At 43.2% G+C, this 25,169-nt stretch carries 5 protein-coding genes; all 5 read right to left on the bottom strand.

Annotated features, from left to right (window positions below; translation table 11 throughout):
• Positions 1-26: 26 nt before the first annotated feature.
• Complete coding sequence (locus ACQKEZ_RS16890) at positions 27-761, bottom strand: thioesterase II family protein (RefSeq protein ID WP_427302782.1); 735 nt, start codon at positions 759-761, stop codon at positions 27-29.
• Positions 754-8,967, bottom strand: a complete 8,214-nt coding sequence (locus ACQKEZ_RS16885) for an amino acid adenylation domain-containing protein (RefSeq protein ID WP_427302780.1) — start codon at positions 8,965-8,967, stop codon at positions 754-756. The genes ACQKEZ_RS16890 and ACQKEZ_RS16885 overlap by 8 nt, the downstream gene beginning before the upstream one ends.
• A gap of 14 nt (positions 8,968-8,981) precedes the next feature.
• Positions 8,982-19,109, bottom strand: a complete 10,128-nt coding sequence (locus ACQKEZ_RS16880; protein WP_427302778.1) for an amino acid adenylation domain-containing protein — start codon at positions 19,107-19,109, stop codon at positions 8,982-8,984.
• Between the two features lie 69 nt (positions 19,110-19,178).
• Positions 19,179-23,000, bottom strand: coding sequence for a non-ribosomal peptide synthetase (locus tag ACQKEZ_RS16875; protein ID WP_427302777.1), 3,822 nt, complete (start codon positions 22,998-23,000; stop codon positions 19,179-19,181).
• Positions 23,001-23,045: 45 nt separating this feature from the next.
• Positions 23,046-25,169 (bottom strand): condensation domain-containing protein (locus ACQKEZ_RS16870; RefSeq protein WP_427302775.1); only part of this gene is annotated, 2,124 nt, incomplete at its 5' end.

Below are 25,169 nucleotides of genomic sequence, written 5' to 3'. Positions count from 1 at the left end.
GTCGATAGCCTTTCATTTTTCCACTTTTAATTGTGTACACCGCTTGAGGCACGTTGGATGATACTTCTCATATGTTCAGTGAATTGCTGGAGCTCTGTATTGATATACATGTGTCCTCCATGGAAATCCGTGCGTTCGAGTTGTTTTATCCAATTGGACCAGCCATCTGCATCCTGGATACACCTTTCATCTTGTAGTCCGTTCAATAAATACACAGGCGATTCGATCTTGGTTTTGTCATTGTGCTGAAAGGTTTCCAGTGCTTTGTAATCAGCACGTAGCGATGGCGTAAAGTAATCCATAATGGCTTTATTTTGAAGCAGTTCGTTTGGAATGCCGCCCATCTTAGCAATATGCTTTACAAACTCTTCATCTGATAAATGAGTCAGTAGCCGCCTTTTCGTTTGCGGTGGCTGAACGGCAGAAATGATGACCGCAGCTGGATATATGCCTTCTTGCTCCAGCTTTTGAGTCAATCTGTAGACAACAAGTCCACCCATTGAATGCCCGAATAAAACAAAGGGGCGGTTGAGCCTACCTCGCAAGCCTTCTTTATATAGATTCGTTAGCCGTTCAATACTTGCCTCTAATGGCATTTGGTTTGTCCCGTGCCCTGGCGGCTCTGCGGCTGTCACTTCAGCGCATCCTTTTAGATGCTCAAAAAGAGGACGGTATGAAGCAGAGTATCCACCTGCAAACGGAAAGCAAATGAGCTGGATGAGCTCATGGTTTTGTTCAAAGGTTTTAAATAATTCATTCATGACGGTGATCCCCTCTTAAGATATCTTGTAGTATCACAGCTAGTTCATCCGCTTGTGGTCTCTTCAGCATTGTGACGTGATCTCCTTTGATTTGATAATAGGTGCACCCATACTGTGTGTACCCCTCCCAATCTGTGAACTTCTCCTTGAAATCAGCAGCATGGTCACTGCTTTGTACAATATAAAATGGCAGGTGAAGTGGTTCTTTTTCTAATTCAATTGCCTGTGACATGATCGTATTGTGTGTTTGCATTTGCAGGTATTTGTCTAAATAACTGTCATTCATAAAATGACGAACCGTTTCATCCTTTTCCGCTTCTTTTAATATTTTATGTTTGACGTCTTTGAAGCTTAAGCCTTGTAATTCTTCTGGGTTGATGCCCACGAGATTTCCCATACCTAGTACAAGGGCAAGCATTTTGACTTCTTCTTCATTCATATCTGCATGCAAGGCTTGATCGGCTTCATCTCTTAACACAGGGACTGTATCAAGAATGATTAATCCTTTTGGCGGTCTGCCAAGGCGGGACAGTCGTTGACTCATGCCGTATGCAAGATGTCCGCCCATTGAATGACCAGCTATATAATCAACGCCTGGGCGATACCCTTCTTCAATGGCTTCAATAAAGGTTGCGACAAGCTCTGAATAGTTGAGAAATTGTGGTTCCTCATCCTCATATAAACCCGGTGATTGTAGGGCGTATATTGCTCCCTCATGCTTCATCAATTTTGCCACATCAATGTAGCCCATCACTGTTCCACCTGCTGGCGGTGCGAAGAAAATCGCCGGTGCATCTGGATGTCCTTTTTTCAGTTCAATGACATAATCTGCTGGCTTTCTGTCTACCGCTTCATCCATTTTAGGCATCGCTTCAATATAAGACGCCAGCTCCACTGGCTCTGGATGCATGAATATCCATTTCGGATCGACCTTGACTCCTTTTTCTCCTAGTTTGGCAACAGCTTGTATACTCATGATCGAGTCTCCGCCTAGCTCAAAGAAGGAATCATAAATGCTGACCTGTTTTAAACCTAGCACCTCTTGAAACGCTGAAACAATGTTCGCCTCGAGCGCTGTTCGTGGGGCGGCTTTTTCAGCTGCGGTTGTCACAGTGTCCGCTGGTTCTGGGAGTGCTTTTTTATCAATCTTACCGTTCGTTGTCACAGGCATTGCCTCAAGCTCCACAAAGTAACTTGGAATCATATAACTTGGCAGGCTTTCCTGCAAAAATGCCTTCCAGCTGGATGTCTGTTTTTTCTCAGTTGTGACAATATAAGCCGCCAGTCGCTTCGAGCTTTCATATTCTTTTGCCAGCACTGTACATTCCTGTACATGAGGATGTTTGAGTAGTGCTGTCTCAATTTCACCACATTCAATTCGATAGCCTCGAATTTTCACAAGGTTGTCTTTCCGACCTAAATATTCGATGGTTCCATCTGCACGCCATTTTCCTAAATCCCCTGATTGATAAAGCTTACCTCCCTTTAATTCAGGGAATGGGTTATCAATAAACCGCTCATTTGTCCGCTCTGGATCATGCAGATACCCTTTGGCAAGTCCTACTCCGCCAATATACAGCTCACCTTTCACACCAACCGGAACAGGATTCAAGTATTCATCTAAAATGACAACAGATGAGTTGGCTACTGGAATTCCAATTGGAACAGAGCGTGCTCCTTCATCTACATGTGTCACACGATGGAAGGTCGCAAGTGTTGTATTTTCGGTCGGACCATAGGCATTGATAAGCACACCTTGCATATGTGGCAGTGCCTTTCTTGCATGCTCACTCGACATCGCTTCACCGCCAACAAGCAATGTTCGGTAGGTTGACACACTTTTAGGATCATGCTCAATCAAGCGATTGAATAAAGCAGTCGGCAAACAATTCGCTGTCACTTGATGTGTTTGAATAAGACCTGATAGTTCACTCATATTCAGTGCTGCATATTTAGGAATTAAAATGAGTTGACCACCGTTTAGCAGCATCCCCCATAGCTCAAACGTGAACGCATCGAATGCATAGTTAGATAGCTGGAGCATTTTGTCCTCATGGCCGAGCTGAATGTAGTTTGTCTCTTTCACTAAACGAACAACACCCGCATGTGGCAGCATGACTCCTTTTGGCGTACCTGTTGAACCGGATGTGTAATTCACGTAAGCAAGCTGATCTTCACACCCGATTGAAGCCTCTCTCTGATAGAGAGCCTCACAGCATGGCAGTGGTTGATCAAGGAGAAGGACGGATTCAGCCAAACCTTCCACTCGATGCGCAAGATGGTCCTGAGTTAATATGATGGCACTTTTTGTATCTTGTACAATCAGCTTCACACGTGCATCTGGATAATCAGGCGACATTGGCACATACGCTGCCCCCGCTTTAATAATGCCAAGGACTCCAACAATCATTTCAAAAGAACGATCAACAAGCATCGGGACAAGAGAGCCTATTCCAATTCCTTGTGATTGCAAGTATGCCGCAAGTGCTGTTGCCTTTTCATCAAGCTCCTGATACGTCATTTCCTGATCCATATAAGACAAAGCAATGCGATTTGGGCGTGCCTCAACTTGCTCTTCAAATAGTTCTTGAATCGTACGTTTTGGATATGGTGTTTCTGTCTGATTTCGACGAACGATCATTTCATATTGCTCTCGTTGATCCATTAAACAAAAGTCGGTCAATGTCCCCTCTGGTTCACTTGTCATTCTGTCTAAGATATGGAAATAGTATGTCATATAACGGCTGATTGTCTGTTGATCAAATAAGTCCGTGTTATATTCCACATGAATTGAAAGGTCACCTGTTCTCTCAAACATATGCAGGGTCAAATCGAATTTCGATACATCGTGATTGACCATCACACTCTCCGTTTCCAGTCCTTCAATGGCTATATCTAGCGTATCTGAAACATACCCCATCGCCACTTGGAAAATCGGTGAACGGCTGAGTTCTCGATCAAGTGCCAGATCATCTACAAGCTTGTCAAACGGATAATGTTGATGTTCATAGCCTTTTAACGTCATGTCTTTTACTTGTGCCATCAAATCCGCAAATGTATTCGGTTGAGATACGTCAAGGCGCAGTGCGAGCGTATTCACGAACATGCCAACAAGCGGCTCTGACTGCTCAATATCCCTTCCTGCAATTGGAGAACCAACGATCACATCTGCTTGCCCTGAAAGCTTATGAAGCAGGACATAATAGGCTGAGAGCATTGTCATAAACAGTGTCGTTCCTTGATGTTTTGAAAGCCCCTCTAGCCTGCGTAGCAATGTCTGATCAAGCTTGAACTGCTCTGTTGCCCCATTGAAGGTTTGAACTGGCGGGCGAGGCCGATCAGATGGCAACTCTAATATTGGCAATTCACCACGAAGGGCTTCGAGCCAATACGCCTGATCCTGATCTTGGCTTTTCAACTGCTCATTTTGCCAATGAACAAAATCAGTCCATTCAATCTCTAGCTCTGAAAGCTGCGGCTCTTTTTGTGCGATTAATGCTTCATACACGATGCCTAATTCTTTGATCAGAATGCTGAGCGACCATGCATCAGAAATCATGTGGTGCTGTCCACATAGCAAGTAATATTCTCCCTTGCCCATATCAGCGATGGTCCATTGAACAAGTGGGCCTTTTTCTAAATCATATGTCCGATTTGCCTCTTGCTGAATGAGCTGTTGCAATCTTCTTTCCCTTGTTTTTTCATTAAATAATGAAAAATTCGCCACTGTCACTGATGGTGATAGATCATCAGATATGACTTGGACTGGTTTTCCATTAATAGCTCTGAAAGAAGCCCGTAATGCTTCATGGCGTTCTGTTAAATGACCGATTGCCTGTGAAAGCAACTGTATGCGTAAAGTTCCGCTTAATTTCCAAACCCCTAAAATGTTGTAGTGATGCTGATCTTTCTCAAGGGTGGAGAGGAACCAGATTCTCTTTTGGGCATGGGATAACTCATAGCTTGATTGCTTTGGACGTTTTTTAATCACAACATGTCCAACAGATGGTTTACCTTTCAACTCATCGACCATTTCAGCTAGGTGTGCAAGATGACGGCTCTCAAATAAAATTTTCAATGGCGCTTTTAACGAAAATTCATGGTTGATTCGTGAAATAACTTGAGTTGCTTTTAATGAATGTCCACCGAGATCAAAAAATTGATCCTCTACATACACTCGCTCTACTCCTAATATGTCTTCCCATATAGCCGCTAGCTTTTGCTCTGTTTCTGTTTCAGGTAATCGTTTCGCCTTCTTCTCTCCTTGCAATTGATCTGCTGACCTTAAAGATTCATAATCAATTGTTCCATCCGCTTTTTTCGGGATTGCGGCGACCTGTTGCACTTCCCATTCCCCTATTGTCATTGCCGATAAGTCGTGTATATGGGGTGTTTGTCCAGGCTGTGCTGTGTAATATAACTTTCTCTCAAAGCGTGGTAATGCCACTGGCTCCTGTAATCTAGCAATCTCTTGATTTGTTTGCTCAAGTCCAATAAATAGATGGGCTTCATGTAACCTAACGCCAAAGCATAGTGAGTATATGCCCTGCTTTTTCCCAATCAGTTGAAATCCTTTTTGAACCGTCATGGCGGCACCTGTATGACCTTTGGATAAACCAATGTTATCCCACATGCTAAAGTTCAAACAAATCGCTCTTCTTCCTTCATTGTAAGTGAGTGTATGTGCCAATCCGTCGAGAAAGCTGTTTGCCGCAGAATAAGCACCAAATGTCGTGCCACCAAAGAATCCATTCACTGATCCGAAAAAGACGAGCGCGGCAGTTGGATCATGTTTAAACGCTTCTTGAAGGACCCATGCACCATCCGCTTTTCCTGATAGCTCATTCATGAAGTCTTCTTCTGTTGTATGTGCTAATGTGTATTTCTCATAATGCTGAAAATGCTCAGATACATTACCTGCACCAGCTAAATGAAACACTCCACGTAGTGATTGGCCCCAGTGCTTCTCAGCTTCATATATCGCCTGCTCGACTTGCTCCAAATTAGTGACATCTGCTTGTTGATAGATCACATTTCCTAATGATTGTAGCTGTTGATATGCCGCTTGTTTCGGCTCATCAGTATCAAGATCCGACCGCCCGATTAAGACTAGCTTTAACCCAAATTGGAGTAACTGCTTTGATAGTTCAAAGCCGATGCCCCCTAGCCCACCAGTCAGTAAATATACACTGCCGTACTCAAGGAATTCAGCGGTTTGCGGTACCTTCAGCGCATCAACTGTTGCCAGCCGTGGCACAAGTCTCTCTGCCTTTCTATACGCTACCTCTGATGTCATTTGAACAGTCGATATTTCTTCTGCGATTCGTTTCGCATCCTCGGCTAATTCTTCCGCCTCAATATCAATCTGCGAAACTTTCGTCCCCTCCCATTCTTGCGGAATGGTTTTGAGTAGTCCGCCAAGCTCCGTCTTTTCAACATGAAGCTGATCACTCTTTTTCACAAACTGCGCCCCTTTTGTGACAACAGCTAAGCGGATTGGTTGATGTGTTTCAGTCTGAAAGGCCTGCACAAGATATAAAATAGAGAGGCTTGTGCTGTAGCGCAGATCCTTTAAATGTTCAGGACAAACGAGTGCTTCTTTATCCGCCACATTCCACAAATGAACGATCCGATCAACGTGCAGATCCTCCGCTTGGATAGCCGCAATCAACCTGACATAATCTCCTTTGATTCTTGGGTTAATTTGGTACATGCCGGTGGCAAGACGTAAGAATTCATGTCCCTTTTTCACAGAACAGTAAGGCTGATTCATTTGTTCAAATTGTCTATAAAGGTCTTGATAAAGACCCTTCTCATCCTCAAAAACCAAAACGACACCGTCTGTGGTTTGCTGTAAAGAACCGATTTGCTCTTTTGTCCATACTCGTTTGTGAAACCAATTTGGCAATGTCTGGTCATTTTGAGAAGCCAAATCAAGTTCACGTTCAATGTCTTTAAATTCCCCTTCTGTCAAAGCAGTACCGAGTACGGCACGTTGAATTTTTCCGCTTTCTGTTTTTGGAAATTGCTCTTTTTCGACCGGTATGATGTGGTCTGGTTCAATTCCAATTTTACGAATAATGGCTTCTCTGATTTGTTGAATCAGCACAATCTTGTCTTCTAGCTTGTCTTTTTGCGAGACAAAAAAGATGGCTAGCGTATCATTACTCGATTCAGGATTATAAATACCATATGCAGCTGCAAAGGTGACTTCCACCCCATCAATTTCTTCTACAACTGCTTCTATTTCATAGTTTAAATAGTTGGCTCCATTGATGACGATGATGTCCTTTTCTCTTCCTGTCAGCACAAGTCGCCCTTCATGAATAAACCCTAAATCCCCAGTATGAAACCAGCCATTTTCAGCAAATACTTCAGCATTCGCATCAGGGTTTTCGTAATAACCCATCATAATGGTTGGGCTTTTTACTTGAAGACGCCCTGTCTGATCCTCTGGTAATACTTGATGATGCTCATCGACAATGCGAATCCATACAGACGGGATCGGAGCCCCGACTTCTGTAAAGATCATCTTATGCGGATGATCCTGGGTTACATATTGAATTTCACTTGTTAAAGATGTTTGATCAATTGTCAATTGTCCATCATCATCATGATGTCGCATAAATTGTTTTGATTGTACAATGGCTGATGACGTTTCTGACATTCCATATGCCGGAACCATTGCATGACGACTTAGCCCATGCTGGCCCATGATATTCATAAATCGTTGGGTCACCTTCGCGACAACGGCTTCAGCGGCATTCATGATATAAGTAAGTGAAGAAAGATCCCAGTTTCCTTTCTGTATCTTTTCTTCATGCTCATTCATCATCGCAAAGGCAAAGTTTGGCGCCCACGTTCTCGTCACCCGATACGTATCGACCCAATCGAGCCAGACCATTGGGTTTGCAATAAACTGATCAATGGACGGGCTAATTTGCTTGCAGCCAAGATATACGTCGTGCACATGGAACATGACGATCCCGCCAACATGATCAAGCGGCATCCAATTCAAGGAAACATCATTCTTTGTAAAACCATTTGCTTGCTCTGTCGCAATGATTCTCGCTAAGATGCTCTTATGATTGTGACGAATGCATTTTGGCACACCTGTACTTCCTGACGATAAAAGCTGAAGTACAGGTTCATCTGGATCTGGCTCATAATGCTGTTCATCTGGCTCACAAGCGAGCAAGGTTTCGATTGTTAAAATTGGTATTGATGCTGATTCAAATACATGACGCAGGTTCGCAATGTCTTCGGCATGCTCTTCATCTGTAATAATATAAGGCTCTCCTTGTAATTGATAAACACCTTTTAGTTTGTTGACCCCTTGATTCAACTCCCCGTATACAGGTGGGACCGACACAGGTGTTGGAATGATACCACCCAATATACAGCCCCAAAACACCGTAATGAAATCCTGATGATCTTTCAGTTGTAGCAGTACCTGATCACCATTTGTTAACCCTGCCGCTCTTAAACCTGATAATACGCGTTCTGCCTGGGACAATAGCTCTGGGTACGTTTGAGTGACAGACCCCTCTTCTTTGATATACGTCACACCTTGATCAGCCGACATAAAGGCTGCTCTAATTAGCACCTCAGTGAGGGTGACAGGCATTCCCTGCTTGTCAATCAAGTCTCCTCCATACACCAGTGCTGGTGGTTTATCACTGCTTTGTTTCAGCGTTTGTTTTTCTTCCTGATCTGTCGTTTTACGCGTTGTTTGCTGTATGCGATTACGATCGGGAAACAAGTCATCTAAATGATAGGGACTCGGCTTCTCTAACTTCCTTTCTATTAACACAGCCGCTTCTTGTATACCTTCTACTGTGCGTGCTTTCTCTTCTAATTGTCTGATTTCCTCTTCTTCAAATACATCAATCGTTAAAAGCTTCTGCCTGTCGATTGCTCCATCCTCATTTCTAGGAAATGTATCTAGCATGACGATAGCCACAGGTATTTCATGAGCTTGAAGTGGTGTTTGCATCAGTCTTTCTCTTGTCAGCTCAAGGCCTTTCGCCTGTGCAAAAAGCACAAGCGAGAGGTTCCCTTCACTGTTTTTCTTTGTGATCAATACGCATTCTTCTATATCAACATGATTCATGATGGTCGTCTCTAATGCTTTTATGTCAACACGTTGTCCTTGAATTCTAACGATATGATTTGTCTGATTTCCTTTTCGTCTTCTCACTAACATATTCGTGTCTCCTCCTACATCCAATCCAAAATCTGAATATTGCCTTCTTCCGTCCATACACCCACATCGCCTGTCTGATAGAGGTATTCACCCGACTGTTCACGAAATGGATGTGGAATTTTATGTGCCTCCATCCAATCTGCAATCTCACCACAGTGTGCTTTTATATCCTTTGTCCCAATATAAATTTCTCCAGGGAACCCGATAGCGGCAAGCTGGTGCTGTTCATCGAGTAAGTAAATTTCTGTTTCACATGATTCATCATGAACCCCTCTGTATACGTCCTCTTGATCTGGGTACAGCACGTTGACTTGTGCATGATACGCCCAATCGTTTAACAGCTTCTCTCTTTCCTCATTTGTCACAATGGTAAAGTCAGAAAGAGGTGTATCAGATTGTTCAGCCATCGCTTGAAGCACTTGCGTTAATTGATTCATAAAGGTTTTCATCTGCTTTTCTGTATATTGACCAGGTTGATAGGAAACCCGAAGCTCCAATGTGTCCCCTGGTACAGCAACGAGGGTCAGGTCATAATTCGTTTCCTCATGACTTTCAATGTTCAGTAGCTTCACGCCATGTGGTTCAATAGAATCGATCGGGTAGTTCTCGAATACAACGATGCTATGAAATAATGATTCTCCATTTGGAATGTTCGTCATTTGTTGTATATCTGGTAAAACGGTATATTCAAACTCACGCATGTTGAGCACAGCTTCTTGCGCCTTTGTCAAAATGTGCGAGATCGTAGACTCGGGCTGAAATTCAAGCCGGAGCGGTAATGTATTAATAAACAGTCCAGTCATTTTTTCTACATCTGGTAGGGTGGCTGGGCGGCCAGAGACCGTCACACCAAAGACTACATCTGACATACCTGAATGCAGATGAAGAAGTAAGCCCCATGCTGACTGAATCAGTGTACTGATCGTGACTTTACTTGATTTTGCTAACTCTTCGATCGCTAGCTGCAATGCTGGATCGAGCGTGATGCCTTGTTGCTGGATACCTGTTCGTTCTTCTTGCTTTTCTGACTCATTCTCCGGAAGTGGTGTCACTTCTTCAAAATCACCCATATGACTTTTCCAGAAATCATGTGCCGCTTGTTCATCTTGCTTTGCTAACCATTCGATAAACGACTTATATGGACGTACAGGAGGAAGATTCATTTGCCTGTCTTCCACAAGTGAACGGTATAAAGCAAAGGATTCTCCAATTAAACTGAATAAACTCCAGCCATCTATTAAAATATGATGGAAACTAAATACAAAGATACTGCGCTTCTCTTCACACCTCACGAGGGCAATGCGAATGAGCGGCTCATCAATATCTTCCAATCTAAAATCTCTTGAACGATCTGTTTGCAAGTATTGTTCAATAAACGAACGCTGCTCCCCCTCATTCAAGTGGCGTATATCATGCTGAATGAGCTGGACGGATCCCTCTGTTCTCACAATTTGTACAGGCTCCTTTATTCCTTCCCAGATAAACCTTGTACGTAAAATCGTATGTCGCTCAATTAATAAATTCCATGCCTGTTCATACAAGTCACCATTCGTTAATCCTTCAAGCGTCATATGCACCTGACCAAAGTAGGCCTGTGATGCTTGATCTAATAGCGCATGGAACAGCATTCCTTGCTGCATTGGTGAAAGCGGATATACATCTAATACATCCTTTGGGAGTTGATCAATGCGCTCTTGTGAAATAGAGACCATTGGGAAATCAGATGGTGTGAAGCCACCCTTTTCTCTTAGACAATGAGAGATGATGCTTTCCATACTTTCTTTAAAACGATTGGGTATGTCTCTCATCTCTTTTTGTTCAAGAAGTTCTCGGTTCACCATAAAATTCATGTGTAGCTCGCCTTTTAATACATAACCATACACATCAATGAGGTGCTCTCTCTCTGCTTTTGGATGATGAACATGACCATTTCGTTCATCCGCTAAATAAAGTCTCGCTTCGCTGTCCCCTTGATCCATTTGACCAAGGTAGTTGAAGCTGATCTGTGGCGATACTTTTTGCAGGAAACGCTGCTTTGTCATGTAAGCAAGTAAGCCATAGCCGATTCCCTTCTGCGGGATATGTCTGAGTGTTTCTTTGACACTTTTAATTTGTGCACCAACATCGGTTTGTAATAAAGGAATAAAAATAGGATAAGAGCTAGTAAACCAGCCGACTGTTCGTGACAAATCCATGTGATCAAAGATGTCTTCTCTTCCATGACCCTCTAGTGTAATGAGAATGGATTGACCAAATGCTTGGACAAGTCCTGCTAAAAGTAGATCATTCACTTCTGTGCGATATGCCTTCGATGCTTGTTTGAGTAAAGCATCTGTCTCATTTTTTGTTAGCTTTATTGATAAAATGTCTGCATGTTCTTCTGTGTTGGTAAGCTGTGGGTTCTCAAATGGCGAACCTTCTTTTTCATGCTCAATTGTTTGCTGCCAATAGACTGCCTGCTCTTTCAGTTCAGGCGTTTGTGCGTACTCATTTAGTGCATCTGCCCATTGTTTGTACGAAGCTGTCTTTGGTGCAAATGTGATGTCCTGACCTGCTTCAAGCTGTTTCAACCCATCCAAGAGATCATCCTGCAGAATGCGCCATGAGATCCCGTCAATGACAAGATGATGCACCGCGATGAAGAGTTCAGATGTGCTCAGTCCAGTTTTGAAAAGGATCGTTTTCATCAATTCTCCATGTTCAAGTGACAGTGTATGTTGGCATGCGGCTGTTCTGGATCGGATGATGGAATCAGCTTCTTCTCGCGTATGATTGGTTAAGTCAATAAGCTCGACGTCAGGCTCTAATCCTGGCTCTCTGATGATCTGACTCCATTCACCATCCTCCTGTTTTGCATAGATCGCACGAAGCATGTCGTGATGATTTAGGAGGTGTGCTAAGACTTGCTTTAGTTCATCTAACGAAACCGATTGGTCGATTTCCAAATGAGCAGATAAGTTCCAATAGTCTTGATTCGTGATTGATTGTTCAAAGAACCATTTTTGGATAGGCAACTGGCGCACTTTTCCTGTCAATGGTGCTTGATCATAGACTGTGGTTTGATCGTTCTTTTTCATCACATGTGCCAATTCTGAGATGGTTTGTTTTTCAAATACATCCTTCGGTTGAATCACATAGCCTTCTTGCGCTAATCGTGCCACCATTTGAATGACAATAATGGAATCGCCGCCGAGCTCAAAGTAGTTTTCATGAACACCGATGGATGAAGCACCGAGCAAATGACACCAAACCTTTTCAAGAATCATTTCTTCTTCACTTACAGGTCGATCAGCGGCTGATGTTGTTTCCTCTTCGTGAACCATTTCTGACGCTGGTAGACGTTTTTTATCCAGCTTGCCATTCGGTGTGAGTGGCAATTCGTCTACATCAATGAACAGACTCGGAATCATATAATCAGGTAACACTGCCTTAATTGACTGACGAAGCTCACTTTGATCGACTAACCCTTTTTTCACGAGGTAACAGATTAATCGTTTATGACCACTTTCTGATTGATGTGGCACAACTGCACATTCTGCGATCCCTTGACAGGAAAGAATCGCTGCTTCGATTTCTCCACATTCGACACGGTGCCCTCGAATTTTGACTTGGTTGTCGATTCTGCCGAGACAATCAATGGTTCCATCAGGGAGCCATTTCCCCATGTCTCCAGTTTTATATAAACGCGCTCCTTCTCTAAAAGGATGCGGAATAAATGATTTGTTCGTTTTTTCCTCGTCTCCAAGATAACCAAGCGCAAGCCCTGCTCCACCGACATAAATTTCTCCAACGACTCCTTGTGGAACTGGCTGTAGCTGCTTGTTTAGAATATAGGCTTCTGAATAGGCGATCGGCTTTCCAATCGGCACTGTTGTCCTTTTTTCATCAAGCGCTGTAATGCGATGTACACAGGAGAAGGTTGTATTTTCTGTCGGGCCATAGCCGTTTAGCAAGCCTTCCGGTAAATATTGAAGTGCCTTGCGAATATGCGATGCAGACAGTGCGTCTCCTCCAACTAAAAGGGCTTTAAAACCTGACAATGCCTCTGGATGCTCCTCGGTTAAGCGGTTGAATAATGGTACTGTTAGAAAACCTGTTGTAATTTGATGTTTCTTCAATGCATGAGCAAGCGACTCCATCGAGAGAATCGTATTGCGATCGGCTAACACAAGTCGGCCACCATTTAGCAAAGCTCCCCATATTTCATACGTAAATGCATCAAACGAGAAGCTTGCCACTTGCAACATGCGATCACTTTCATCTAACGAGACATAATCGGTCTCACATACAAGTCGAACAACTGCTTGATGCGGGATGAGAACACCTTTTGGCTGTCCCGTCGATCCTGAAGTGTAATTGATATAAGCAAGTTGATCATGTTTAATGGAAACTGGCTTCGCTTTTTCATCAGGTAAAAATTCTTCATAGCCCTCATCAAGACAGATGGTGTCTGTTTGGTCTAATTGGACCTTTTTAAGCCATTCGTTTTTCGTCAGCAATAAACGGATGCCAGTATCTTGTAGCATATATTCGATCCGCGCATCTGGATAATCAGGATCGATTGGAACATAAGCGCCTCCCGCTTTGATGATTGCCAACACACCAAGAATCATTTCTGGTGTACGGTCTATTAATAAACCAATTGGTTTATGCGGTGTTACCCCAAGCTGTTGAAGATACGCCGCAAGTCGGTCTGCTTTTTGGTAAAGCGTGTGATAGGTCCAGCGTTCATCTTGATACTCAAGTGCAATGGCGTCAGGTGTTTTAAGAACCTGTTCATCAAAACGCTCCGCAAGTGTTAATGTCCCTTTTGGAAGACCAGAAGCACCACTCCATTCCTCGAGAAGCATGTTTTCTTCTCTTTCTGGCATAAAATGAAGGGTAGCAATTGGCTGATTTGGCGCTTCACATATACTGTTTAAGATGTTTTCGTAGTACTGAAGCAATCGTGACATCGTTTCGTCAGCGAATAAGTCAGCATTGTATTCAAGGGTGATCTTTAAACCCTCCTCACCTTCAAAGACAAAGAGAGATAGATCGAACTTCGCTGTATCGTTATCTTCAATTGATAGCACCGATGTAGCTTCGCCCATACGAGAAGCTGTTAGCGGTAGATTTTGCAAGACAAACATCACTTGAAATAATGGCTGTTTGCTCGCATCTCGCTCAATGTTTAGTTCGTCGACGACCATTTCAAACGGGATATCCTGATTTGCGTAAGCACCCAGTGTAGTTTGCTTGACCCGTTTTAATAGTTCCTCAAAAGAAGGATTTCCACTATGATCCATACGAAGAGCCAATGTATTCACAAAGAAACCTATCAAATGCTCGATTTCCGCTCGATTTCTCCCTGCAATCACTGAGCCAATCACAAATTCATCTTGCGCTGACAATCGATGCAGGAGTGTTGAAAAGGCAGAAAGCATTGTCATATATAGCGTGCTTTCTGTTCGCCGCGATTGTACCTCAAGCTGATGAGATAGCTCCTGGGATAGCTGCCATTTCTTCGTTTTCCCTCTATAGGCTTGAACAGATGGACGCGGATGGTCATAGGGTAATTCAAGGTCAGGTACTGGCGTTGCAAATTGTTCCTTCCAATAAGCGAGCTGTTGATCTAGCATGTCCCCATTGATGTATTCTTTTTGCCATAAAGAGTAATCGGCATACTGCAATGGTAGGTCTGGAAGCTGTGGCGTGCGTTGTTCAATGATCGCTGTATAACATTGCGATAATTCCTTCGCTACAATACCGATCGACCAGCCATCTGAGACAATATGATGGATCGACACAAGCAACAAATGATCCTCTTCAGACAATCGGACAAGCTTGGAGCGGAAAACAGCCTCCTCTTCTAGTCGAAATGGTGTATTTGCCTCTTCCCTCGCCAATGCAACTGCTCGTTTCTCTCTGTCAGCCATTGACTCTATCCACCCTAAATCAATCAATTCAATACGATTGATTGTGACGGGATGAATGATTTGTAAAGGCTCGTCCCCACTCATCGTAAAGGAAGTTCTCAATGTTTCATGTCTTTCAACAATACGATCGACGCTATCCTGCAACACATCATAATCAATCGGGCCCTTCATTCGGAACGAAATGGTATTGTTGTAAAAAGGCAAATCTGGCTCCAATTGATATAAAAACCATTGTCTTTGTTGTGCATAGGACATAGGTACTTCTAGTCCTTTTTCTACTTTTGCCATCGGTATGGCTGTATCTGTTATGGCATGTTCGTCAATCCAACTGGCTAGCTCACCTAGGCGTGCATGTTCGAAAAGGACAGACAATGGGACATCAAAACCTGTTTTCTGTCTGACAGTCGACAGCATTTGGGTTGCTTTTAACGAATGTCCACCAAGCAGGAAGAAATGATCTCCACAGCTCACATCAGATATGTCGAGAAGCTCCTTCCAAATCTGAGCAAGTTGTTTTTCCGTTTCTGTTTGCGGTGCTTGGTTGTGCTCATCCCCCCTAGTCTCGCCAATTATTGATTGGAAATAGGCTTCATCAGGCGTTCCGTCGGCTGTTTCCGCCCACACATCCTCTGGATAAAGATGAATGGAATAGGCTGTCGACATTCGCATTTTCAAGAAATCATTCATGGCTTCGTGTAGCCATTCTTCCATACCTTTTGTCTGACCTGCTTTGAAGAAAGCATGAATCGTTGTTTCTTTTTGTTCCTTCTGTCTCGTCAGCTCTCGAATGTCCCTTTTTGTTCGGTCTAACCCTGTATAGATTATTGGTACATCTGTCATCAGCCCTGCACGTAATGTGTTTAATCCCTCTCGCTTAGAAATTGGTGTATAGCCACGCTCTTTTAATATGTCTTTTATGATCGCTTGTTCACTCATACCCACTTCGTCCCAGATGCTAAAGCTAAAACAGTATGGCTTCACACTTGAAGTCAGCTTTTGATAAAGGGCAAATTGCTCTACAAATGTATTTGCCGCACAATACGCTCCAACCGTCATACCACCTGTTAATGTACGAGCTGACGAGCTTGAAATGAATAAGACATCATCACGTTTTTTTGCTACTTCATGTAAACTAATCGTTCCATATACTTTTGCTTCATACATGTATTGGAGTGAATCGACTGTGACATCAGCTAATAACTGCTCCTGAATGATTCCTGCAAAATGGATGATTCCCTTCAGCTTTTGTTCAAGTGTCACTTCATGTCTCAAAATAATTGTGTCAATTTCGTTTGGATCGCTGATTGAGGCCTTTTCATATACCACACTGCCCCCATGCTTTGCTGCCTTCTCCTGTAAATGGCTTAACCTTTCTAATTGAGCAGAAGGAAGATCACCTAATGCCCTTCTTCCAAGCAGGACAAGGTTCACCTGATAGGCAGATAATAAATATTCGCATAAAATGTAGCCGATCCCGCCAAGACCCCCTGATACCACATAAAGACCTGATGTTACAAATGGTGGCTTGTCTTTCCGCTCTGCGACCATATCAATCGGCCTAAGAGCTGGAACAAACCGATTTCCTTCTCGGTAAGCAGTCACAAGCTGAGACTTCCCTATGACAATCTCTTTCATGATTGCCACCGCATGCGATGCAGGTGATTCTGTCAAACTAAAATCAAGACATTTCGTTTGAATATGCGGCCACTCATGCTCGACAGCTGTCATCAATCCTGCCGTCGTTGATTTTTCTACATCGTGCTTTTGATCCTGCGGAAGCTTCATAGCATGTGCTGACACGAAGGTGACAGTGATCGGTTCTTGATCATATGCCGCTAACGCCTTTGTTAAAAACAATGCACTAAAGCTGCCCCTACTCTGGGCTTGTTGCGCCTCTTCAACATGAAGTACCGCTTCTTTTTCTGTGTAATTCCAAAGATGAATGATATGCTTTGCCGAAATTCCATACGAACGAATTGTCTCGAAAAGTTGTTCGTAATCCGTCGGCTGGTGTGGGTTAATGATGAAATGTTCGTGTGAGATTTGTGTGAATTCTTGACCCGGTTCAACCGTAATAAAGTTGTCTTTCTTTTGATTAAGTGATTTTAAATGGTCAGTTAGCCCTAATTGATCGACAAAAACGACCTTGTCTCCCTCTAAATAGGAAGTAGCTGTTTCTTGATTGGATTGAATCCATTCTTGGCTGTAGCTCCAGTCAGGCAATGTTTGTTCATTTTCTAGACGAATGTCTATTTCCTGCATAATGTCGTCAAACTCACCTGCCTGCCATCTCTTGCTTAATTGGGCACGTTCTATTTTCCCCGAGCTTGTCTTTGGAAAATCGTGTTTTTCAACCGGCACCACATATGAAGCATTAATGCCCATTTTTGTCGCAATATGGGTTTTGATTTGTTGGACTGCCCGTATGATAAACGAAGACTCAAAGAGATTTGGTGTGAAAAAGAGAATTAGCTGATCAGATGCCGAATCAGTTGAACGAATCGAGCACGCAGCGACAAAGCTTGTTTCTACACCAGGCACTTCTTCAGCAATGCCTTCTATTTCGTAGTTGTGAAAGTTCTTGCCGTTGATAATGATCATATCTTTTTCTCGACCAGTAAGCGTCAGCCTTCCTTCATGTAAAAAGCCTAAATCTCCTGTATGAAACCAGCCATCCTGCTGAAAGACTTCTTCATTCGCTTCATCATGACGATAATAGCCTTTCATTGTTGTAGGGCTTTTGATTTGCACCCTGCCAATATGATCCTCTGGAAGTAATTCATGCTCTCTGTTCACAATTCGAATGGTGACGCCCGGGATTGGCTTGCCAAGCTCTGTAAAGCTGACCGTGCCAGATGCATTCATTGTTGCTGGGCGAAGCTGTTCTGTTAATGAAGTCTCTTCAAAGGTTAAAACACCACTTTCTTCACTTCCCCGCTCCAGCGCAAAGGAGAACACAACGGCTGATGAGATTTCTGACATTCCAAACGCCGGCCTCATCACGTCCCCTTTCAATCCATGTGGTGCGAGAAGGTTTAGGAAACGATGAACGGTTTTTGGTACAACGGCTTCCGCTCCATTAATTACACATTTCATGGAGGAAAGATCCCATGAACGAGCTTTGATTTCCTTTTCATAATCATTCATCAAAGCGAAGGCAAAGTTTGGCGCCCATGTCTTTGTTGCTCTGTAGCGTTCGATCCAATCGAGCCAGCGCAATGGCTGTGCAATAAAATCATCGGTTCTCGCTCTGACCTGCTGACATCCTGTATACACATTGACTAGATGAAACATGACAATTCCACCAATATGATCTAATGGCATCCAGTCGAGGGATACATCCTCTTTTGTAAATCCATTTGCTTGCACAGTTCCTTTGACATTGGCAAGAACACTTTGATGACGGTGCTCTACGCATTTAGGCATGCCAGTACTTCCAGATGTCAAAATGAAAAAGACAGAATCGTTAGGTGTAGCAGGATACCAGTTCGTATCACGCTCAAGTGTAAGCATCGGTTCTACAGATGCCACCCGTAATAAATCTGTTTCCCATAGATGAGCGAGTCCTTCAATTTCTTCCTTGAGTATGACGTCCGTTAAAATAATAGGCTGATCAAGCAACTCCCAAGAATGATGCAGTTTTTGAACCGCAGCATTCATCTCACGATACGTCGGTGCCGCAGATACAAGTGTTGGAACAAAACCGCCTAGTACACATGCCCAAAAAGCTGTCACCATTGCATGATTGGATGAAAATTGAAAGAAAACAGGGTCACCTGGTGACAAACCGAGCGCTCTTAATCCTGTCAGCACTCTCTCTGCTTCGTCCTGCAACTGCGTGTATGACTGAGTCACTTCGTCATCATCGTTTGATACGTAAATGAGTCCGTGATCGGTTTGCGCTGCTTGTCTTAGTACTTCTTGCAACGTCTGTGCTCCTTTGGATAAGTCAATGTCACCGCCATATGATAGAGCTGGTGGCATTTTAGGTAATGCAGGCACTACCGCTTTTGCATTCGTTGATTCAGCTACGGCCTCCTGCACAGTTTGCTTTTCGAGAAATAAACGTGAGAGGTGAAATGGCTGTGGTCGAATGGTTTTTTCATTTGAAAAAACGGCGAAGCGTTCTATTTGGTTGTTTTGTAAAATGGTGGTTGACAAATCATTCAATATTGCGTCAATTGCTTCTTTTTCATTGATTTCGTTTAAGATTGATTGTTTCATATGAATGGTTCCCTTCCCTTTTCCGTCATGTGGTACGGCTGCGAAACCGCAACCGTACATGACCTAAGTCTATAAGACTGGTTCTGGTTTTCTTTCATTTAGGATTCTTTTGACGAGCAGCGCATTTTGATACGCATACTCTTTGATTTTGAACATATCTGCGTGCCGCCCATACCCTTGATAATTCACAAGCGCACCGTTTGTTGCCCCCTTCCACTCTGCCATCCAATTTGGAATCGTCACCACTTCCTCTGACTTGATGAAATGGATGTCAGCGTGAATTGTCCCGCAGTTGATGCCTTTTACAAATGACGTATAATACGCGCTTGTTTTTCGAACGAGACTTTCTACATGATCTATTCCATTTTTTTTCGTCTGTTCGACAATGGCATGAATGTCATCTTCAATGGCTCTTCCAAAGAGATCACTTTCCCCTATTTTTTTATAGGAGTCGATCATGATGACTTTTTCGACGACCCTTCCTGCTTTCTCCAATGCCTGCACAAGTTCAAAGGCTAAGTAGCAACCACCCGAATAACCCATGATGGTAATCTTTCCTTTAGGCTGTAGCTGAAAGATGTACTGAGTATATTGTTCAATACGGTCTTCAGCTTCAATAAAATCAAAGGCAATAAACCGAACCTCATCTAATGTTTTTGCTGCCTCTTGGTAGATAAGCCCATAGCCTGGAAGTGGTGGTAAAGCAAAAACAGTAGGCTTCGCTGCTTCATGAAAGATCAAATAGTCCTGGTTCATTTGGTTCTCACTGTTTTGAATGAAGTCACTAAGTGCTTCAATCGTCGGTTGTTCAAATAAAAACTGAATCGGTACTTGCACCTGAAATTCCTTTGATACCCTAGACAATAATGACATTGCCTTTAATGAATGACCGCCAAGCTCAAAGAAATGATCATCTGTACTAATATCACCCCTTTCCAACAGCTCTTGCCAAATGACCACAAGTCTTTTCTCCACATCATTTGACGGTGGCTTTATTTCCCTAAGAACAGATTGTTGCTGCGGCTTTGGCAGTTGTCTCTTGTCGACTTTTCCATTTGGTGTGAGCAACAATCGCTCAAGGACGATGATGTCATGTGGGAGCATATATGCAGGAAGGGTTTGTTGTAATCCTTTTTTGATGGCATCTATCTTATGTTCCCATCCTTCCTCACAGACAATGTATGCCAGTAACCGTGTATGGCTTGCCCCATTTTGGTCTGTCATGACAACCGCTTTGTTAATGCCTGGTTGTGCCAGCAAATGATTTTCTATTTCGGTTAGTTCAATACGATGACCTCGTATTTTCACTTGATCATCTGTTCTTCCGACGTATTCAATATGCCCATCCGCTCGAAAGTAGGCAAGATCTCCCGTTCGATAAAGTCGTTCTCCCGCTATGAATGGGTGAGTAATGAATTTTTCTTTTGTTAAATCTGGACGATTGAGATAACCTTTTGCAAGACCTGCTCCACTGAGACAAAGCTCTCCGACAACACCGATTGGTTGTAGCTGACCATGTTCACTTAAGATATAAGCACCTGTTTGATTGAGTGGCTTGCCAATCGGTAGTGATAACGTATCAGGGCTAATGACAGAATTCACGGCATAATACGTCGCAAAAACGGTTGATTCCGTTGGCCCATATCCGTTGATGATTTTCCCTTTACCCATGACAGCAAAGGCTTTTCTTACATGCTGAACAGATGCACGTTCCCCGCCAATTAATACCTTTCGAATGAGTCTCATCCAATCGGTGCCTTCATCGACAAGAAGATTAAACAGAGCTGTTGGAACAAACATGACAGAAATCTTCTCTTGCAAAATGAGTGCAGTAAGCTGTTTCATATCAAGAATGGTTTCCTTCTGCGGGATCACAAGCTTTGCACCGTTTAATAGCGCACCATATACATCAAAGGTAAAACCATCAAATACACTATTTGATAATGAGAGTAATGTATCGTTCTCCGAAATTGTTAAGTAATTCGTGTTTTTCACGACCCTTGCGATATTCGAGTGGGTGGTCATGATGCCTTTCGGATTGCCGGTAGTACCTGATGTATACATAATGTAAGCTATATCATTCAAGCTACTCTCAATCGGTACATTTTCTGGCGCCATGAATGTTAGCTCCTGATCATCAGCAAACACATGCTTTCCCTCAAACGCCAATTCTTCCACTCGACGAATCAGGGTCGAATGGGTTAACATATGCGTCGCACCACTATCTTTTAACATATAACGGATACGATGCGCAGGATAATCAGGATCAATTGGTACATACGTTGCGCCTGCTTTTAGAACAGCCAAGAGACTAACAATGAGCTCTGTCGTCCGCTCGGCTAAAATCGCAATAACAGTTTGATGGACAACACCATTTTTCTGCAAAAATCTCGCCAGCCTGTTTGCCTGTGCGTTTAGCTCTGCATACGTAATTGTCTTCCCCCCCGCCGACAGTGCCATTGCGTTCGGATGCTTGTTGACATTATGCTCAAACCATTTGGACAGATATAGTTGTTCATGCTCTAATTCAGGTGCATTAAACTCCTGTAAAATTTGCCGCTTCTCTTTTTTCGAGATGATCGGCAATGTATGCACAGACTGATCTGGGTGCTTGATCACTTGTCTGATCAATTCGAGAAGCTGATCTTTCAGCCGATTGACAAAGGCTGGCTCGAACGCTTTTTGATTAAATGCTAATTTTAGTTGCATTTGGTCTCCCGGAGACGCTAGTAGGTTGATATCATAATTGGATTTCTCATATACTTGCATATCCTGCACACTAAACCCAAGTATTGATTGTTGATCTTCCTTCGCGTTAGGTACATTTTCAAACACCACAATGTGGTCAATAAGCCTCTGATAGCCAGTTTTACTTTGGATATCATAAATCGGTATATATTGATGTGGCTCTTCTGCGAGAGATTGAGACTGTGTTTGTTCTAACAGCATTCGGAAGGTCATCTGATCAGATAAAGTCATTCTTTTTGGAATGACATTGATAAACAAACCAATCATACGTTCAACCCCAGCAAGGTCTGCAGGTCGACCAGAAACCACCGTCCCAAACATGACATCATTTGTACGTTGATATCGGCAAAGAAGAATCGACCACACCGCTTGAAGCGCACTGCTGAGTGTTGAATTATGCTGCGATGCAAGTGTAGAGATGGCCTTTGTCTCTTGCGTCGAAAGTGAAAATAATACTTCTCCAAGCTCATTTTCTGTCGTCTGCTTTCGCTGCTCTTTGAAGGTATCTTGTCCTTCAAAACCAGCAAGCGTTCTTTGCCAAAAATCAATTGACGCTTGTTTGTCCTGTTTTTCTAACCATTGAATGTACTCTTTATATGGTTTGACAGGATGAAGCGTATAGGGCTTATCATGCAGGAGCGCACTGTATATCGTAAATAATTCTTGGACAACTAAGCCGAAGCACCAGCCATCAAGGAGAATATGATGGTAACTCCAAATCCAGCGATAAGCGGAAGATGCGGTTTGAAAAACGACCGCACGCATCAACATGTCCTTTGCTAAATTGAAACCTCTCATTTGATCTTCTTTTTTGTATGCTTCAATTCGTGCCATTTGCTCCTTTTCTGGTAGATCGCTCAAGTCAATGACATCAATCGTGAATGGACGTTTTTTCAAGACGACCTGAACCGGGCGCTTCACTTTCTCGTGGAGGAAGACGGTACGAAAAATATCGTACCGATCCACAATGATATTCATACTCTCTTCCAAAAGGTCTTGACGAAACTCGCCTTCTACCTTCATGTCCATCTGCTCAATATAAAAGCCATTTTCCTGATGATGGAGGGTATGAAACAGCATCCCCTCTTGCATCGGCGCTAGATAGTACATATCTTGGACTTGTTCTCTTTTAAATTGACTCATATGTTTCATTCCTCCTTCCTTTTGTAAGTGGTCTCATCATTTGTACTACTTTAAGTTTTCTTCAAGCATGTCAAAGATGTCACTCATCTCTTCCATTTCAAGGTCACCTGCAGAGAAGTCACTCGGTGTGAATGCTCGTTCTTTTTGAGCTAAGCAGTGCTTGGTCAATGCCAACAGTTCTTCTTTTATCAAATTCATCAATTGGCGAATCGTCTCTTCTTCATACTCTACTTGGCTATAAGAACATGAAAGGATGAACTGATTTTGTTTGACAAGACCGCTAAAGTTTAGTTTGTACAGAGCCTCTGATTCTGAACTCGCTTGGCGCCCCATATCAAATGAGGATGGACCAAAGAAATCGGTTGTCACGTCATTGTCGATTTGTCCAAGGTAATTAAAGCTGATCTCCGATTGCATATAACTTTTATCTGTTTCTGGGGTTTCCGTCATATAGCGCAAAATACCATAACCGACCCCTTTATCTGGCACACGACGAAGCATTTCTTTTGTTGCTTTAATGGCTTCGGAAAGGTCTTCATTCTGTTCTGTGTTCAGGACAATTGGATACATACTCGTAAACCAGCCTATAGTCCGCGACACATCAAGACCTGACAAGATATTTTCTCTTCCATGTCCTTCAAGCTGAACGAGAATACGGTCACGTTTTGCCCACTTACCAATTGCAAGCCCAAGTGCACAGAGCAGGATGTCATTAATCTCCGTTGTATATGGATGATGAATGTCTGTTAAAAGGTGCTGTGTTTGATCTTCAGTCAGCACGAATTGCACAGCCTGCGTTTGAGCAATCGTCTTCATTTTTGCTTCAAAGTCAACTGGCAGGGCTTCGATTTGCACCTGTTCAATTGCTTCCCAGTACGCCTGTTGACTTTTTAATTGTTTTGACTGTGCATACAACGCTAACGCATCTGCCCATTCTTTAAAGGAATGCGTTTTTTGTGGCAATATCATGTCATGCCCTTGCTCTACTTGCTTATATAATGTGACAAAGTCCTCTAACAAGATCCGGCACGAGACACCGTCGATGACAAGATGATGTGTGACAATCAGTAAGTGATCACCATCAAATGTCTCGAAACGTGCCACTTTCATAAGTTGCCCTTTCTCCAAACAAAGCTGACGTTGAAGTTCGTTTGCATACTGTGATATCGCTGTTCTCACATCTTGTTCTTCTTTCATATCGTATGAGACAATCGACACCTGATCCTCTAGTGTGCGCAGATTGAATTGAACGAGCTCTTCATTCTCTTGTCGGTAGACCATTCTGAGCGCATCATGATGCTCCACTAGTTTCTGAATCACCTTCTTCGTCACGTCTGGATCAAACCCATTTGGCGCATGAAGCATCATCGACAGGTTCCAATGATGTTGGTTGGTGAACTTTCGTTCAAAGAACCAGCGCTGAATCGGTGTTAATATCACTTCTCCTTCCACTGGAGACTGATCGGCAATCGCCACATCCGCCACTTCAATATACGGTCGAATATCCGCAATCGTTGGATATTGGAATAGCTGTTTCATCTCAAGCTTCCAGCCATTTTGTGTGAGTCTGCTTGCCATTTGAATGCCTTTGATGGAATCTCCACCAAGGAAAAAGAAGTTGTCATGAATACCGACCTGTTCCAGGCCAAGCACATCTGCCCAAATGTCACAAAGCAGGGACTCCATCTCATCTCTTGGCGCTTCGTATGTTGTCTTGCTTGCCTCCACATCAGGCGCTGGTAGTGCTTTTTTATCGACCTTCCCATTTGCCGTCACCGGCAATGCCTCAAGCTGTATCATGAAGGAAGGCACCATATACGCTGGGAGGGTTCGTTTTAATGCTTCTTTTAACGCTTCTGACGCTTCATTTGATACGACATACGCCGCAAGAGCAGCCTGTCCATGTGCATCAAAGGTTGTCGTGACCGCCGCCTCTTTCACTGAATCTAGTGCCATGAGCTGTGCTTCAATTTCAGATAGCTCAATGCGGAAGCCACGAATTTTGACCTGGTGGTCAATCCTTCCGAGATAGATCAACTCGCCATCTTCTGTCCATTTCACCAGATCGCCTGTGCGATACATCCGCTCACCTGGATGGAATGGATCACTCACAAACTGTCGATCTGTTTCTTCCTTCAAGTTCCAGTAGCCTCGTGCTAAGCCTCTCCC

The organism is Bacillus sp. NPDC077027 (assembly GCF_050269555.1).
Lineage (GTDB): Bacteria > Bacillota > Bacilli > Bacillales > Bacillaceae > Bacillus.
This window is presented reverse-complemented; position numbering and strand designations above follow the sequence as displayed.